Origin of the sequence: Aeromonas sp. 84A, assembly GCF_051919345.1 — a bacterium.
In the GTDB taxonomy this organism is placed as follows: Bacteria; Pseudomonadota; Gammaproteobacteria; order Enterobacterales; family Aeromonadaceae; genus Aeromonas; species Aeromonas veronii.
The window spans coordinates 310001-325285 of sequence record NZ_JBQBEW010000001.1; the positions used below are offsets into that span (position 1 = coordinate 310001).

Genomic DNA, 15285 nt, shown 5'->3' on the forward strand with positions numbered 1-15285 from the left:
GATGACAAGAGCTTTTTGCAAAAATGCGTTCGTTTGCTGAAAAAGCGAACTGAACGCCCCAAAACAACCCCTTGGCATCTCTTTTACGCCGCTTTTTTGCTCAATTCTTCGCTTTGTGCCCGGATATAGTTGACCCAGCTGGTTGCCTTCTGCTGCCAGTTATCCTGTTGCTGCAGCTCACGGGCCAGTTCTAGCGCCTGGGCATACTGCTCCTTATTAAGGTGTGCCTGCACCAGCAGCGCTTTGGCACGATTGCCTTGCTCGCCTTTTACCGACTTGATGGCGGCGAGCTGGGTCATGGCAGCATCAGTCTTGCCCTGTTGCAGCAGCAGTTCGGCGGCGCGCATGGCGGCTTTGGGCTGACCGTGCTGGTTGGCGAGCTGCTGCCAGCTATCGACCGCTTGTGACCACTCCCGGGCACCTTCCCACAATTGGGCAAGCAGTTGGCGGTTTTCAGCGCTTTGCTTCATCTGTCCCTTGGCCATGGCCGCTTCCAGCAGACGGGCACCACGATAAGGCAGCCCTTGCCAGGCATAGAGACGGATCAGCTGATTGCGGGCAGACGCATCATCCATCAGTTTTCTGTCGATAGCTGTTTGCAACAGAGCCAGCGCCTGATCGCCGCGTTTGGCGGAGAGGTTGAGCGACACCGCCTGCTGCCACCATTTGCTCTCTTTGGGTTCGTGGCTGATCAACTCAGCCGCCTGCTCGGCAGCCACGCCATAACGTTGCTGAGCGGTGAGGGCGGAGAGACGAATAATGGCGGCCTGCTTCTGCCAACCCTTCTTCAACAACTGTTCGCTCTGGCTGGCGGCGTCACCGTACTGCTTGTTGTGGTAATAGAGACCGGCCAGACGCAGGCGCAGTGCATCGTCTTGCTTCAGTGCCAGTGCCGCCTTGTAGCTGGCAATGGCACCAGACCAGTTGGATTGCTGGGCCTGAATATCGCCGCGCAGTCGCAGCAGCTGGAGCTGTTGTTGCTCTGGCCACTCTTTATAGGCAAGGGCCTGTTCGACATAACGGCTCGCCTGGGCGGTCTGTTGCAGATTGGCCGCCAGCGAGGCTTGCAGCTGCGCCAGCCAGGCACGCTCGGCATCGCTATTTGGCTTGAGGCCGGACGCCTTGCTCTGGGCTTGTTGCCACTGACCGGACTGATAGAGCTTCATCACGGGTTCAAGCTGACGGGAGAAGTGAGGGCTGACCTCCATCGCCAGACAGGCTTGGCCGACCAGGGCAAGCAGACAGATCCAGATCCGCAACATAGTTATGACTCCAGTTTGAATTTGAGCGTGATGACTTGCACCAGCTTGTCGGTAGCGCCCGGTCTCGGCTGATAGCGCCACTTGTTGATCGCCTGAATGGCCGCCCGCTCGAACTGACGCTTGGGTTTGGCCTCGACCACTTCCACATCCTGCACGCCACCTTCCGCATTCACGCTAAAGCGCAGGGTGACGAATCCTTCGATCCCTGACTGTTGGGCACGATAGGGGTAGACCGGCTCGATCCGTTGCAGCGGCATCAGCATGTCACCTGCGCCGATACCTGCCCCCTGCTGCTGGCCGTGGTAGTTGCCACTCAATACCGGTGCGTTACTGGTCGCCACACCGGGGGCATAGACCTGCACCGCGCTGAGGCTGGAAACCAGATCCAGACTCGGCTCAACGGCCGCCAAAGGGGCCGCGGCAGGCATCGGCAGCGGTGTCGAGGCCAATGCAGCGGGAGGCTCTGGCAGAGGTTCAGGCTCCTGCGGTACCGGACGCTCGCGCACCTGCACCTCGGTCACCTCGTTTTGCATATTGATGACAATGGGCTTCTGTTCGCTCGCCACCTTCTCGCCCCGGGGCGGTTCAACCAGCGTGGCCATAAACAGCAGGATGCCCAGACTGAGGGCGATCCCCAGCCCCAGGCTCATCAGCTTGTATTTCATTTCGGCGCCACCGCCACGGCGATATTGGCGATGCCTGCCGCCTTGGCCTCATCCATCACCCGCACCACCTTGCCATGGGGCACTCGCTCATCGGCCTGAATCACCAGACTGGCATCGGGCTGCTCCGCCAGCAGACGGGCGATGGTGGCCTGCACCCGCTCCACATCGATCTGCTTGCGGTCAAGGAAGATCTGACCCTGAGCCCCGATCGCCAGCATGATGCTGGAAGATTTCTGCGCCTTGGCCTGACTGGCCTGAGGTCTGTGTACCTCGAGCCCGGCTTCGCGCACGAAGGAGGTGGTGACAATAAAGAAGATCAGCATGATGAACACGATATCCAGCATGGGGGTCATGTCGATCTGCACTTCGTCACGCTGGCGTTTGGATTGCCGTCTCATTGCATTACCTTCTCTTCTCGCAGGCCGTCCCGGGTCTTGGCCAGCGCACGCTTGGCCTGACTCTCGAGCCGACTGAGTAACAACACGCCGGAGAGCGCCACCACCATGCCCGCCATGGTGGGGATGGTGGCGCGGGAGATCCCGCCCGCCATGCTCTCCGGGTTAAAGCGGTTGGCCGCAGCCAACGCATCGAATACGCCGATCATGCCGGTCACTGTGCCCAGCAACCCCAGCATGGGGCAGAGCACCACCAGGGTGCGGATGAAGATCAGATGACGGTTCAATTCCAGCTCCGCCTGTGCCAGCCAGCGGCTGCGGATCGCCCTGGCGTGCCAGCTGTGGCGCTCGCTGCGGGCCTGCCAGCGGCCAAGCAGCTGTTGCTGCAAGGGACCGAAACCCAGATTGAGGTAGAGCAGCCGCTCGATCATCAAAATCCACATCAGCACCAGCAGGGCCAGAATGACCCAGAGCACAGGGCCGCCACGGCCCATGAAACTCTGCAGCTGTTGCCAGATGTCGAGCATCATGCTGCTCGCTCCATCCCGCCGTTATTGCTCTCGGCGCGCTCGGCCAGAATGCCGGCTACCTGCTGCTCCAGTACATTGGAAAGCTCGGTGAAGCGCGATTGCAGCAGGCTGTGGGCCAGGATCAGCGGAATGGCAGCAACCAGACCCTGTACCGTGGTAACCAGCGCCATGGAGATGCCGCCCGCCATGATCTTGGGATCGCCGGTGCCAAACTGGGTGATGGCCTGGAAGGTGCCGATCATCCCGGTCACGGTACCGAGCAGGCCCAACATGGGGGCGATGGCCGCGATCACCTTGACCATGCCGATGCCGCGCTCCATGCGAGGAGTCTCCTGCAGGATCGCCTCATCAAGACGCAGTTCGAGGGTCTCCATGCTCAGCTCGGGGTGTTTGTCTGCCACCGTCAGCACCCGGCCAAGGGCGTTGTCGGCGTGATACTCGCCGCTCTTGAGTTGGCGGCGCACCCGACCCAGTTCGCGGGAGAGGCTCCACAGCCGTACCGCAGCGATACCCAAACCGATGGCGGCCAGCAGCACGATAATGGCGCCAACCTGACCACCTTGCTGTACCTGCTGCCAGAAGGTGGGTGCCTGTGCCAGCATCGCCAGCAGAGTGCCATGAGAAGGATCCAGCGGCAGCGCTTCCCCTTCCTGACCCTGATAAGCCGCAACGGCAGAGAGCACGCTACCGGGCAGACCCAGTACCGGGCTCAAGCCTTCGGCGGTCGGTTGCAGGAAGCCGTCACTCCCCAGCAGAGCAAAGCTGCCAACCCGGGTCAGCGACTGCTCGCTGGCAGCCCCCTGAGCATCGAGCACCTTGCCGTTGAACTGGGCAATCCGGCCAGATTCGCGGATCTCCTGCAGCAGAGTAGCGGGCAGCAGGGCGAGAGCGGCGCGATCCGGCACCTGTTTATCCTGTGCCATGGCTTTCAGCGGGGCGAGACGCTCCGGGTACTGGCCCTCGACGGCGGATTCGCTCAGCAGCTTGACTGCATCGCTGGCGCCCTGACGGGTGACCGCGAAGATCTCGTTCATGTCGCCGGAGGCTTGCTCCCACTGGGCGTTAAGCTCGACCAGCTGCTTCTCGTTGCTGGCGAACTTGCCAGCCAGCTCCTTGCTCAGGCGCTGGGCCTCGGCCAGTCTGGCGCGGGCAGTGCCGAGCTCCTTGGCAACGGTCGCCAGATCTTGCTGAGCCTGCTGTTCACGAGCCTGTTCCTGCTGCTGCCACTCATCAGCGACAGCGGCATTGGCACCGCAGGAGAGAGCAATAAGGAGGGGGAACCACTTCATGGTGACTCTCATGATTGGGCCTCCTGACTACGGCTGACAGAGAGGGGGACATTGAGCAACTGGGGAACTTTCTTGTCGGCGGCCACATCCATCGCCTCGGCGATAGGGGAGAGCCACTGGCTGTCGAGGGCTTGCCACTGCTTAGACTCGGCAGACCAGCGCCATGCCTGACTGCGATCGGCCGTCATTGCCAGCAGGGAGACCCGACCCAGCGCCAGCACATCGACCCGACGCGGAGCACCATCCAGCTCCAGCTCGGCGGAATAGCTGTCCATCCGGCTGCCGTATTCGGCTTCAATCTGATAGGCCTGCAGCAGCTGACGGAATTTCTCTGCCTCGCTAACGTCTGCACGGGCCAGGGTCGCTTTCAACTGTTCAACCCGCGCCAGCCGATCTTCCTTGCGCAGCGGGATGTCGTTTTGCACCAGCTGTTCCAGATCTGCCTGCATCTGCAACATCAGCGGAATCAAGCCCTGACGGGTCTCTTGCACCGCTTCCAGCTGCTGGCTCAATTTACCCAGCTCATTTTGCTGATCGGCCACCAGAGATTGCATGTAGCGGTTGTAGGCTTCGAGGTCGCGTAGTTGAAGCTGGGCATTTTGCAGCTCCAGTCGTGCGGCAACAGCGGCATCGGCGGCTTTTTCCACCCGCTGCTGGGAGGCTTTCCCGGCAGCTATGCTGTTCTTGAGGGCGGGAGCAACCAGCTCATCCCCGATGGCAGCAAAGTGGACTGACAGTGGCAGCAGGGCCACACCCCATAATTTGTTCATTGAAATACATCTTACTAATGATAACTATTATCATTATCTCAAATGCAGGGCGGACTGGCAACGAGAGGATTTTCTTGGCCTTTATGCACAAAAACAGGATAATTTTTAAGCACGCACGGAATAAGTGGCTCCAATAGCCACCGCACAAATATAAATAACGATAAAAAATCTTTTCGATCAGTGTGATAGAGATCGAAAAAGGAGAAAGTAATGCTCAACGATGCGATCTGGGAACATATCGACAAGTTCACCAAGGCAACAAAAACCAGCGATATCCAGCAACTGCTGGAGCGCTTCAGTCATCAAATGGGCTTTGATTACTTTCGGCTGCTGATTATTTTCCCCATCAGCATGCAAAAATCCCACGTGGCACTGTTCAACAACTGTCCGACCACCTGGTTTGACGCCTACAGCGAAAACCAGTACCTGACCCAGGATCCGGTGGTCTATCTGGGGCTGAAACAGACCCAGCCGATCTTCTGGAACAAGCTCGACTGCGACTCGCCCTGGCTGCCCAGCGCCAGCCGCGACGTGATGAACCTGGCCGCCGATTTCGGTGTACGCAATGGCGTCTCCTTTCCGCTGCACACCCCGCAGGGGGAGCACGGCATCCTCTCATTCATCACCAAGGAGAAATCCAACTCCGACCTGATGTTTGAAAATGTCCCGCTGCTGTCGTTCTGCGCCAGCTACATCTTCAACTCCGCGCTGCAACTGATAAAAAGCAGACCGGATATGATGAAATACCTGACCGAACTGTCGGATCGGGAGAAGGAGTGCCTGTTCTGGGCCAGCGAGGGCAAGACCTCCTGGGAGATCGCCACCATCCTCGGCATCAGTGAGCGGACGGTCAACTTTCACCTGACCCAGGTGACCAACAAGACCGACTCAAAGAACCGCAGTCAGGCCATCGCCAAAGGGATCACCAGCGGCATCATAGTGCCCTCCCTCGACGAGGTCACCATCACCAACCTGCGGCTGTCGTAACCCCTCAGCCGAAACAAAAAGAGCCGCAATTGCGGCTCTTTTTCATTTGAGAGAGTGACTTACTCAACGGTCACCGATTTTGCCAGGTTGCGCGGCTGGTCCACGTCAGTGCCCTTGATCAGGGCAACGTGGTAGGAGAGCAACTGCAGCGGCACGGTATAGACGATGGGGGCGATCACCTCTTCCACATGGTTGAGGTTCATGACCCGCATGGTCTCGTCGCTCTTGAAGCCGGTGTCGGCATCGGCGAACACGTAGAGGATACCACCACGGGCGCGCACCTCTTCCACGTTGGACTTGAGCTTCTCCAGCAGATCGTTGTTCGGCGCCACAACGATGATGGGCATTTCGGCATCGATCAGCGCCAGCGGGCCATGCTTCAGTTCACCAGCGGCGTAAGCTTCGGCGTGGATGTAGGAGATCTCTTTGAGCTTGAGCGCCCCCTCCATGGCGATGGGGTACTGGCTGCCACGGCCGAGGAACAGGCTGTGCTGCTTGTCGGCAAACTCTTCGGCCAGGGTTTCGATATCCTTGGCCAGCGCCAGGCTCTCTTTAATACGCAGCGGCAAGGCTTGCAGCGCCTTGACCAGTTCGGCTTCGGCGGCGGCGCTCAGGTGGCCACGGCAGTGACCGACCGAGGCCACCAGCATCAGCAGGCCAGCCAGCTGGGTGGTGAACGCCTTGGTGGAGGCCACACCAATTTCTGCCCCCGCGCGGGTCATAAAGGCCAGATCCGATTCACGCACCAGCGAGGAGCCCGGCACGTTGCAGATAGCCAGCGAGCTCATGTAGCCGGATTCCTTGGCCAGACGCAGGGCGGCCAGGGTATCGGCGGTCTCACCACTCTGGGAGAGGGTCACCAGCAGGCTGTTGGGGCGCACTACCGATTTGCGATAGCGGAACTCGGAGGCGATCTCTACATCGCAGGAGACGCCAGCGATCTCTTCGAACCAGTAGCGAGCCACCATGCCGGAGTGATAGGAAGTGCCGCAGGCGACGATCTGCACGTGCTCCACCTTGTCAAAGATGGCGCGCGCGCCGTTACCGAACGATTCGACCACCACGTGATCGCTGCCCAGACGCCCTTCCAGGGTGTTGGTGATCGCTTTGGGCTGCTCGTGGATCTCCTTGAGCATGTAGTGACGGTATTCACCCTTGTCACCGGCATCGTGGGAGAGTTCGGACTCCTGCTCTTCGCGCACCACGGCGTTGCCGTTGGTATCGAAGATATGCACGTCACGGCGGGTCACTTCGGCCACATCACCCTCTTCCAGGAAGATGAAACGACGGGTCACCGGCAGCAGCGCCATCTGGTCGGAGGCGATAAAGTTCTCGCCGATACCGCGGCCGATCACCAGCGGTGAACCGGAACGGGCAACCACCACGCGGCTGTCGTCGCGGCTGTCCATCACCACGGTACCGTAGGCACCGCGCAGCTGCTTCACCGCAGTCTGCATGGCGGCCAGCAGGCTGCCGGCGCTCTTCAGCTCATGATGGACCAAATGGGCAATCACCTCGGTATCGGTGTCGGAGCTGAACACATAGCCCAGCGCCTTCAACTCTTCCCGCAGCTCTTCGTGGTTCTCGATAATGCCGTTGTGCACCACCACGATATGCTCGGAGACGTGGGGGTGAGCATTGCGTTCGGAGGGCTCGCCGTGAGTGGCCCAGCGGGTATGGGCGATGCCGGTACCACCGTGAACGGACTGCTCGTCGAGCGCCTTGGCCAGCTCGGCCACCTTGCCCAGACGGCGAACCCGCTGCAACGGCTGGTTGGCGCTGAACACGGCCACACCGGCTGAGTCATAACCGCGGTACTCCAGACGGCGCAGGCCCTCTACCAGAATTTCAGCCACATCACGTTGGGCAACAGCCCCGACGATGCCACACATACACTTCTCCTTGAGATGCAAATCGTAAAGTCAGTTGGATGGTTCAGAGCTCGATGTCAGCAAGTGACCGGGGCGCAGATAAGCGTCACCCCCTGGGCTTGAATCTGTTCTCTGGCCTCGCTGGCCAGCCCCTCGTCGGTCACCAAGGTATGGATGCTCGACCAGGGAAGTTCGAGATTGGGGATCTTGCGGCCGATCTTTTCCGATTCGACCATCACAATGACCTCCCGCGATACCTCGGCCATGACCCGCGACAGGCCCACCAGCTCGTTGAAGGTGGTGGTGCCACGTTCCGGGTCGATACCGTCGGCACCGATAAAGAGCTGGTCGAAGTCGTAGGAGCGCAGCACCTGTTCCGCCACCTGCCCCTGGAAGGATTCGGAGTGAGGGTCCCAAGTGCCACCGGTCATTAACAGGGTAGGCTCATTTTCCAGCTCGCGCAGGGCACCGGCCACATTGAGGGAGTTGGTCATCACGATGAGGCCGCGCTTGTTGCCCAGCATGGGGATCATGGCGCTGGTGGTGCTGCCGCTGTCGATGATGACGCGGTTGTGATCACGCAGCCGCTCGGCCGCCGCACGGGCAATGGCTAACTTTCGGTTCGAAACTTGTTCAGGGTTGACCTCGACCACCATCTCGTTCGGCAAGGGGACGGCACCACCATAACGGCGCAGCAGCAGACCGCCGGTCTCCAGTACGGCCAGATCTTTACGGATGGTCACTTCGGAGGTAGAAAAGTGTTTGGCGAGGGCGTCGACACTCACTTCACCCTGCTCTTGTACCAGGGTCACTATGGTGTGACGGCGTTGTTGAGTATTACGTTTGGTCATTTTTAAGTTTCGATTCGAAAGAACATCGAAATATTAGCCCCTTTTTCGGAAAAATAAAACAGCAAATAGGATCCGATTTAGTTCGATGCCAGAATGGGGTGCCAATTTGCGACGAGGATGCCATGCAAAAGAGAGTCATCTGGCTGGTGGAGGATGAGGCCAGCATCGCCGACACCCTGATTTATGCCCTGCAGACCGACGGGTTCGAGGTGGAGTGGTTCATGCTGGGCCAGCAGTTGCTGACACGACTGGAACAGACGCGACCCGACTTCCTGATCCTCGATGTGGGGCTGCCCGACATCAGCGGCTTCGAACTCTGCAAGCAGGTGAGGGCGCTGACCGATATCCCCCTGATGTTCCTCACCGCCCGCAGCGAGGAGATAGACCGGCTGATCGGGCTGGAGATCGGTGCCGACGACTATGTGGCCAAACCCTTCTCGCCACGGGAAGTGTGTGCCCGGGTGCGGGTCATCCTGCGCCGCAGCCAGCCCGTCGCCCCCCAGCCCAGCGCCCTGCTGGTACTGGATGAGGAGCGGGCCCGCATTCACTTTCGCGGCCAGCCGCTGGCCCTCACCCGCTACGAATATCTGCTGCTCAAGACCCTGATGCTGGCGCCGGGGCGGGTCTACTCCCGCCAGCAGCTGATGGATCTGGTGTGGCAGGATGCGGAGGAGAGTCTGGATCGCACCGTAGATACCCATATCAAGACCATCCGCGCCAAGCTGCGCGAACATGATCCAGAAGCCAACCTGATCCTCACCCATCGCGGGCTGGGCTACAGCCTGGAGCTGGCATGAGACTCGGGTTGCAACTGCTGTGCGGCCTGCTGCTGATCTTCGCGCTGGCCGCCTGGTTCGTGCTGGAGATCTTCGTCGAGGAGATAAAACCCGGGGTGCGCAGCGCCACCGAGGATACTCTGGTAGACATGACCCAGCTGCTGGCACCGCTGGCGCTCGATGATCTGAAAGAGGGCAATATGATGAACGGGCGTTTGGCCAGCGCCTTCGCCCGCCTCAACCAGAATCCCATCAATGCGATGATCGACGGCCACCTCAAGCAGCAGGCGGAGTACCGCATCTATGTCGCTGACCGGCAAGGCATGGTGATTTACGACTCCGACGGTACAGATCTGGGTAAGGACTATTCCCGCTGGAACGATGTCTACCGCACCCTGCGCGGCCAGTATGGCGCCCGCAGCACCCGCACCGATCCCGACGATGCTGCCAGCTCGACCATGTATGTGGCGGCACCGCTGCGGGAAGGGGCCGAAATCATCGGCTCCCTCACCGTCGCCAAACCCAATCGCACCCTGATGCCAGCCATCGAGCGGGGGGAACAGGAGCTGCTGCGGGCCGGCGGCCAGATGCTGCTCATCTCGCTGCTGATCGGCAGCCTGCTGGTGTGGTGGCTCAACCGCGCCATCGGCAAGCTGGTGCACTACGCCGACTCGGTCAGCAAGGGGGAGGTGGCACCGCTGCCAAGGCTGCACACCGTCGAGCTGGATCGGCTCGGCCGCTCACTGGAGACCATGCGCCACCAGCTCGATGGCAAAAGCTACATCGAAGCCTATGTGCACAGCCTGACCCACGAGCTGAAGAGCCCGCTGGCCGCCATTCGCGGGGCAGGGGAGATTTTGGCCGAAACGCCGCCCCCCGATGTCGCCAAACGGTTTATCGGCAACATCAATCTGGAAACCGCGCGCATGCAGCAGCTGATCGAGCGAATGCTGCAACTGGCGCGGCTGGAGTCGGGGCAGGGGCTGGATCGCCAGTCGGTGGAGCCAGCGAAACTGGGCAAGCGCACCCTCGATGCCCGCCAGATCATCGCCCAGCGCCGTCAGGTCGAGTTGGTGGCCGAGCTGGCCAGCGCGCCGAAACAGAAGTGGGATCCGCTGTTGGTGGAGCAGGCCATCGGCAACCTGCTGGATAACGCCATCGACTTCTCTCCCGCCAACGGGCAAGTCACCCTGAGCGGCAGCCAGCAGGAGGAGGGCTACTGTTTTCGGGTCACCGACTGCGGCCCCGGCATTCCCGACTACGCCCTGCCGCGCATCTTCGAGCGCTTCTACTCCCTGCCGCGCCCCGACAAGGGCAAGAGCAGTGGTCTGGGGCTCAGCTTCGCCCATGAGGTGGCCCACCAGCATGGCGGTCGTCTGACCCTGAGCAACCGGCCGGAAGGGGGCGCGCTGGCGGAACTCTGGCTGCCATTCACCTAGTCCCCCCGCAACTTCACATTCCCCACACAAAGCGGCATTAGACTGCCGCTTTCTCTCATCCATTTGCTCAAGGAAATGCTATGTCCCGCCTGCTTCTCTCCAGCCTGCTGGCTGCCGGTCTGCTCACAGCCCTGCCAGCCTCCGCCGCCAGCGGCTGCTTTCTCTATGCTGACGGCAACGGCCAGACCCTCTCCAGCGAAGGGGACTGCTCCAGCCAGCTGCCGCCCGCGTCCACCTTCAAGATCCCGCTGGCGCTGATGGGTTACGACAGTGGCTATCTGGTGGATGAAGAGCATCCGGCACTGCCTTACAAGCCGAGCTATGACGGCTGGCTGCCCGCTTGGCGCGAAACCACTACCCCGCGCCGCTGGGAAACCTACTCGGTGGTCTGGTTTTCCCAGCAGCTCACCGAATGGCTGGGGATGGAGCGCTTCCAGCAATATGTCGACCGCTTCGACTACGGCAATCGGGATCTCTCCGGCAATCCGGGCAAACATGACGGCCTGACCCAGGCCTGGCTTAGCTCCAGCCTCGCCATCAGTCCGGAGGAGCAAGCCCGCTTCCTCGGCAAGATGCTGAGCGGCAAGCTGCCGGTTTCGGCGCAGACCCTGCAGTACACCGCCAATATCCTCAAGGTGAGCGAGATCGACGGCTGGCAGATCCACGGCAAAACCGGCATGGGCTACCCGAAGAAGCTGGATGGCAGCCTCAACCGCGATCAGCAGATCGGCTGGTTCGTCGGATGGGCCAGCAAACCGGGCAAGCAACTGATCTTCGTCCATACCGTGGTGCAAAAGCCCGGCAAGCAGTTCGCCTCTATCAAGGCTAAAGAAGAGGTGCTGGCCGCCCTGCCTGCACAACTTAAAAAGCTGTGATCTCGCTTCCCGCCAGATAAACCCCGATAACCACGGTCAGCCCACCAGCGACGGGCTGACCGCCATTCGTAAACGAGACAAACATGAAATTATTTCTATTGCTGCTCTGGCTTCCGGCCAGCATGGCGCTGGCTGCCTGTGATCTCTCCGACCGCCTGACACGGCAGGGAGAAGTCATCCATGATCGGCTAAACCACCTCGAATGGCAGGCGTGCAGCCTCGGCAGCCAGTGGCAGAAAGGGAAAGGTTGCGTGGGCACACCGGCCCTGCTGACGCTGCTTGAAGCCAAAGATGAAGCTGCCCGCCTTGGCGAGGAGTGGCGACTCCCCACCATCGAGGAGCTCTTCACCCTGCTCGACGAAAATTGCCGGGCGCCGATGACAGACCCGCGCTTCTTCTCCGATATCCATGACAACGGGGAAAATTCAGCCCCCTACTGGACCTCCAGCTCCATTGAGGAGATGCCTGAACTGGTCTACTACATCGACTTTATGCACGGACTCATCGACGGCCACACCGATCGTTTCGCACAAGCCGCCCGGTTGGTGCGCTCCCGCCCCTGAACAATCCCGCGGCGCCTGATGGCGCCGTTTTGCAGCAGTTCACCGCCACTTCACACAAGCCCATCACCACTTCACGCCGGACTGACAGACTCACTCCATCCAACAAGGAGACGTGTCATGGTCAAACAGATATTCACCCACAAAATCTTTCTGCTGCTGTTGCTCAGCCTGCTGCTGATGGTACCGGTGCAATCCATCATGGAGCTGAACCGGGAGCGTCAGGCTTACCGCAGTCAGGCCATTCACAGCATCATGGCCAGCAGCAGCGGCCCGCAACGACTGATGGGGCCCATTATCGTGCAGCCCTATACCCGTTCGGTGACGGTCGAGCAGGAGGGCAAGCGCTTCGTCCGTCAGGAGCAGATCTACCGCTACCTGCTGCCGGAGCAGTTGGATATCAAGGCCAACATGGAGGTCACCCCGCGCAAGCTGGGCATCTATCAGGCGCAGGTCTACCAGACCCACCTCACCCTATCCGGCAGCCTTCCCACCCGGCAGAGTTTGCTGAATGACGCGACCTCACCGCTCGGTGAAACGGCCGAGCTGGTGGCGGGCAAACCCTACCTGAGCCTGGTGCTCTCCGATGCCCGCGGCATCAACAGCGTCCCCGAACTGCAGCTCGGCACACAGCGGATCCCGTTTGCCCCCGGCGCCCGTCTCGGTGACGCGCTGGCCGGTATCCATGCCCCGCTCGACAGCCTGCCCCAACAGGATGGCACCTTTCATCTGGATCTGAATCTGCAGGGGATGAACGCCCTCGACATAGTCCCGCTGGGCAAGGAGAGCACCTTGCTGCTGGCGGGCAACTGGCCCCATCCCAACTTTATCGGCGACTTTCTGCCGGGCAGTCGCACCCTGAGTCCACAAGGGTTTGAGGCCAACTGGCAAACCAGCTGGTTCGCCAGCGACATGGAGACCCGCTTCAACCGGATGATGAACGGGGGCGATAGCAATCTCTCCACCTTCAGCGTCAGTCTGGTGCAGCCGGTGGATCACTATCAGCTCAACGAACGGGCGGCCAAATATGCCCTGCTCTTCATCGGCCTCACCTTTATCAGCTTCTTCATGTTCGAGCTGCTCAAGGGGCTGAGGGTTCACCCGATCCAGTACGCGCTGGTAGGTATGGGGCTGGCTATCTTCTATCTGGTGCTGCTGGCCCTGACCGAGCACCTCGGCTTTGGCTGGGCCTATCTGGTGGCCGCACTGGCCAGCGTGCTGCTCAACGGCTTCTACCTCAGTCATGTGCTGAGTGGCCCAAAACAGGGGATCGGCTTCGCAGCGCTGCTCGGGCTGGTCTATGCCATCCTCTACAGCCTGCTGCAGGCCGAAGAGATCGCCCTGCTGCTCGGCGCCCTGCTCTTGTTCGCCACCCTGGCGCTGATCATGCTGCTGACCCGCAAGCTCGACTGGTATCAGGTGATGGGGCAACGGAGTGTCGAGTCCCGCCCAGCCGGACATGACAATGACGACTGAGGGCACAACCTCCGTCAATCTCTGACCTAGACAACAAAGGCTTCAGTCGGTTCTTCTCGAAAACAGCGGAACCGGCTGGGCCTTTGCCCGCCAATTTCCTAGCATGCAACCATGTTCCACTGGCGGACGATCACATGAAAATGCATCCGGGCAGGATCCTGCTCTATTCCGGCTTGCTATGGGCTCAGGGAGCTCTGGCCGGTACCCTCACCATTCATCCCGAACCGGTCGACGACCTCTTGCACAATCCCGGCGTCGGTATCGAAGAGTTTCACAACAGCTGGGGTCATCCCCTCTCTCTGGCTGAACATCCGATCAGCACGGTCGACTACTTCCGCTTCTACTGGAGCGAGCTGGAGCCACGGGAGGGCGAATACAACTTTGCTCTGATCGACAGGGCCATCGATCAGGCACAGCACGCCACCCCGAAACAGTCGATTGCCCTCAGGGTCATGACCCTTGATGAGCCCTTCTCGGGCAGCAAGATACCGGAGTGGCTTATCAACAAGGGGATTCGGGGAGAGTGGGTGAACAACCACCAGACCTTTGTGCCCGACTACAGCGACCCGCAGTTCCTCGCCCGGGCCACCCGGCTGTTCCAGGCACTGGGAGACCATTACGATGGCAACCCGGCGCTGAGTCATGTCGACATCGGCATGATAGGTTCATGGGGGGAGTGGCACATGAGCAACTTCCCCGGCCCGACGCTGGAACAGCGCTACAGCAGCGAGCAGCTCAAACCCTATGTTGACCTGCAGATGGCCGCTTTTCCGCGAACCCCCAAGCTGATGCTCATCAACAACCTGCCCATGTTTGAGTATGCCGTGGGCAAGGGAGCTGGCTGGCGGGCAGACTGCCTCGGCGACTGGCACCACTTCTCCCAAAGCTGGAGCCACATGCGCAATGCCTACCCGGAACGACTGGCGAGCGCCCGCGCCGATGTGGCGAACTTCGATTCCAGCTGGCAGCGGGCGCCGGTCAGTTTCGAGGTGTGCGGCAAGCTGAGCGAGTGGCCAGGCCAGCAGCAGTACACCATGGAGGAGGTCAAGGCCACCTTTGACTGGGCGCTGGCCCAACACGCCTCCACCATCAATCTCAAGTCGGATCCGGTTCCCCCCCAATATCGACCCATCGTCGACAATGCCCTGCGCAAGCTGGGCTATCGCATCGTGCTGGACCAGCTGATCCTCAAGGGAACCATGAAGCCGGGGGCTACCCTTACCCTCAACGGCAACTGGCACAACGACGGGGTAGCGCCGGCCTATCGCAACTGGCCGCTCACTTACCGGCTGGTCAACGAGGAAGGCCAGGTCGGCGCCATGCTGGTGACCCGCAACGACATGACCCACTGGATCCCGGGCAGCAAGGCTACCACTCGCGACAGCCTGACCCTGCCGGGCCGGATGGCACGCGGTCACTACTATCTCGAGCTGGCCTTCATCGGTCAGGACAAGCAGCCCGCTTTGCAGCTCGGCATTGCAGGTCTGGAAGAGAGTGGCTGGTATCGTCTGGCCGAGATCGACATCCAGTAACGAAAGA

General features: G+C 60.6%; 15 protein-coding genes. 7 read left to right on the forward strand and 8 right to left on the reverse strand.

Translation table 11 applies throughout. The features are described from left to right. Positions 1–83: 83 nt before the first annotated feature. Genes ACTG20_RS01475 through ACTG20_RS01500 form a run of 6 tightly spaced genes read right to left on the reverse strand, consistent with a single transcriptional unit; the run spans position 84 to position 4911 of the window. Entirely contained in the window at positions 84–1262 is a 1179-nt protein-coding gene (locus ACTG20_RS01475) for a hypothetical protein (RefSeq protein ID WP_194495325.1), read from the reverse strand. Between the two features lie 2 nt (positions 1263–1264). Then, positions 1265–1927, reverse strand: a complete 663-nt coding sequence (locus ACTG20_RS01480) for an energy transducer TonB (protein WP_194495327.1) — start codon at positions 1925–1927, stop codon at positions 1265–1267. Then, positions 1924–2325: an ExbD/TolR family protein gene (locus tag ACTG20_RS01485; protein ID WP_005339369.1), complete on the reverse strand. Its 402-nt coding sequence runs from the start codon at positions 2323–2325 to the stop codon at positions 1924–1926. The genes ACTG20_RS01480 and ACTG20_RS01485 overlap by 4 nt, the downstream gene beginning before the upstream one ends. Continuing rightward, positions 2322–2852 carry a MotA/TolQ/ExbB proton channel family protein gene (locus tag ACTG20_RS01490; protein ID WP_005339367.1) on the reverse strand — a complete coding sequence of 177 codons (531 nt, stop codon included), beginning with the start codon at positions 2850–2852 and terminating at the stop codon, positions 2322–2324. The genes ACTG20_RS01485 and ACTG20_RS01490 overlap by 4 nt, the downstream gene beginning before the upstream one ends. Continuing rightward, positions 2849–4153 carry a MotA/TolQ/ExbB proton channel family protein gene (locus tag ACTG20_RS01495; protein WP_194495329.1) on the reverse strand — a complete coding sequence of 435 codons (1305 nt, stop codon included), beginning with the start codon at positions 4151–4153 and terminating at the stop codon, positions 2849–2851. The genes ACTG20_RS01490 and ACTG20_RS01495 overlap by 4 nt, the downstream gene beginning before the upstream one ends. Next, on the reverse strand, positions 4150–4911 hold the full coding sequence (locus ACTG20_RS01500) for a DUF3450 domain-containing protein (protein ID WP_005339362.1): 762 nt from the start codon (positions 4909–4911) through the stop codon (positions 4150–4152). The genes ACTG20_RS01495 and ACTG20_RS01500 overlap by 4 nt, the downstream gene beginning before the upstream one ends. Before the next feature lie 210 nt (positions 4912–5121). Here ACTG20_RS01500 and ACTG20_RS01505 point away from each other — a divergent pair, with 210 nt between their 5' ends. Further along, complete coding sequence (locus tag ACTG20_RS01505) at positions 5122–5898, forward strand: helix-turn-helix transcriptional regulator (RefSeq protein WP_005357256.1); 777 nt, start codon at positions 5122–5124, stop codon at positions 5896–5898. A gap of 59 nt (positions 5899–5957) precedes the next feature. Here the strand turns inward: ACTG20_RS01505 and glmS are convergent, their stop codons facing one another. Next, positions 5958–7790 (reverse strand): glutamine--fructose-6-phosphate transaminase (isomerizing), encoded by a 1833-nt coding sequence (gene glmS / locus ACTG20_RS01510; protein ID WP_005355853.1) that lies wholly within the window; start codon positions 7788–7790, stop codon positions 5958–5960. A gap of 56 nt (positions 7791–7846) precedes the next feature. Next, positions 7847–8620: a DeoR/GlpR family DNA-binding transcription regulator gene (locus tag ACTG20_RS01515; RefSeq protein WP_064335026.1), complete on the reverse strand. Its 774-nt coding sequence runs from the start codon at positions 8618–8620 to the stop codon at positions 7847–7849. A 122-nt stretch (positions 8621–8742) separates the two neighbouring features. On the opposite strand from ACTG20_RS01515, the gene blrA reads away from it, so the two are divergent. The 6 genes from blrA to ACTG20_RS01545 all read left to right on the forward strand — a co-directional run bounded on the left by blrA (position 8743) and on the right by ACTG20_RS01545 (position 15278). After that, positions 8743–9417: a beta-lactam response regulator transcription factor BlrA gene (blrA, locus tag ACTG20_RS01520; protein ID WP_013724228.1), complete on the forward strand. Its 675-nt coding sequence runs from the start codon at positions 8743–8745 to the stop codon at positions 9415–9417. Next, positions 9414–10835, forward strand: coding sequence for a beta-lactam sensor histidine kinase BlrB (blrB, locus tag ACTG20_RS01525; protein WP_439987420.1), 1422 nt, complete (start codon positions 9414–9416; stop codon positions 10833–10835). The genes blrA and blrB overlap by 4 nt, the downstream gene beginning before the upstream one ends. Positions 10836–10915: 80 nt before the next feature. Next, a complete protein-coding gene (gene blaOXA, locus ACTG20_RS01530; protein ID WP_439987421.1) occupies positions 10916–11710 on the forward strand; it encodes an OXA-12 family class D beta-lactamase in 795 nt (264 codons plus the stop codon). An 83-nt stretch (positions 11711–11793) separates the two neighbouring features. After that, positions 11794–12273: a DUF1566 domain-containing protein gene (locus ACTG20_RS01535; protein ID WP_429123625.1), complete on the forward strand. Its 480-nt coding sequence runs from the start codon at positions 11794–11796 to the stop codon at positions 12271–12273. Between the two features lie 117 nt (positions 12274–12390). Continuing rightward, positions 12391–13746: a cell envelope integrity protein CreD gene (gene creD, locus ACTG20_RS01540; protein ID WP_194495332.1), complete on the forward strand. Its 1356-nt coding sequence runs from the start codon at positions 12391–12393 to the stop codon at positions 13744–13746. 134 nt (positions 13747–13880) lie between these two features. Beyond that, a complete protein-coding gene (locus tag ACTG20_RS01545; protein WP_194495334.1) occupies positions 13881–15278 on the forward strand; it encodes a DUF4832 domain-containing protein in 1398 nt (465 codons plus the stop codon). Positions 15279–15285 lie beyond the last annotated feature (7 nt).

Coding starts and splice junctions, on each gene's coding strand:
- ACTG20_RS01475 (WP_194495325.1), bottom strand. CDS start 1,262: ATGTTGCGGATCTGGATCTGTCTGCTTGCCCTGGTCGGCCAAGCCTGT.
- ACTG20_RS01480 (WP_194495327.1), bottom strand. CDS start 1,927: ATGAAATACAAGCTGATGAGCCTGGGGCTGGGGATCGCCCTCAGTCTG.
- ACTG20_RS01485 (WP_005339369.1), bottom strand. CDS start 2,325: ATGAGACGGCAATCCAAACGCCAGCGTGACGAAGTGCAGATCGACATG.
- ACTG20_RS01490 (WP_005339367.1), bottom strand. CDS start 2,852: ATGATGCTCGACATCTGGCAACAGCTGCAGAGTTTCATGGGCCGTGGC.
- ACTG20_RS01495 (WP_194495329.1), bottom strand. CDS start 4,153: ATGAGAGTCACCATGAAGTGGTTCCCCCTCCTTATTGCTCTCTCCTGC.
- ACTG20_RS01500 (WP_005339362.1), bottom strand. CDS start 4,911: ATGAACAAATTATGGGGTGTGGCCCTGCTGCCACTGTCAGTCCACTTT.
- ACTG20_RS01505 (WP_005357256.1), top strand. CDS start 5,122: ATGCTCAACGATGCGATCTGGGAACATATCGACAAGTTCACCAAGGCA.
- glmS (WP_005355853.1), bottom strand. CDS start 7,790: ATGTGTGGCATCGTCGGGGCTGTTGCCCAACGTGATGTGGCTGAAATT.
- ACTG20_RS01515 (WP_064335026.1), bottom strand. CDS start 8,620: ATGACCAAACGTAATACTCAACAACGCCGTCACACCATAGTGACCCTG.
- blrA (WP_013724228.1), top strand. CDS start 8,743: ATGCAAAAGAGAGTCATCTGGCTGGTGGAGGATGAGGCCAGCATCGCC.
- blrB (WP_439987420.1), top strand. CDS start 9,414: ATGAGACTCGGGTTGCAACTGCTGTGCGGCCTGCTGCTGATCTTCGCG.
- blaOXA (WP_439987421.1), top strand. CDS start 10,916: ATGTCCCGCCTGCTTCTCTCCAGCCTGCTGGCTGCCGGTCTGCTCACA.
- ACTG20_RS01535 (WP_429123625.1), top strand. CDS start 11,794: ATGAAATTATTTCTATTGCTGCTCTGGCTTCCGGCCAGCATGGCGCTG.
- creD (WP_194495332.1), top strand. CDS start 12,391: ATGGTCAAACAGATATTCACCCACAAAATCTTTCTGCTGCTGTTGCTC.
- ACTG20_RS01545 (WP_194495334.1), top strand. CDS start 13,881: ATGAAAATGCATCCGGGCAGGATCCTGCTCTATTCCGGCTTGCTATGG.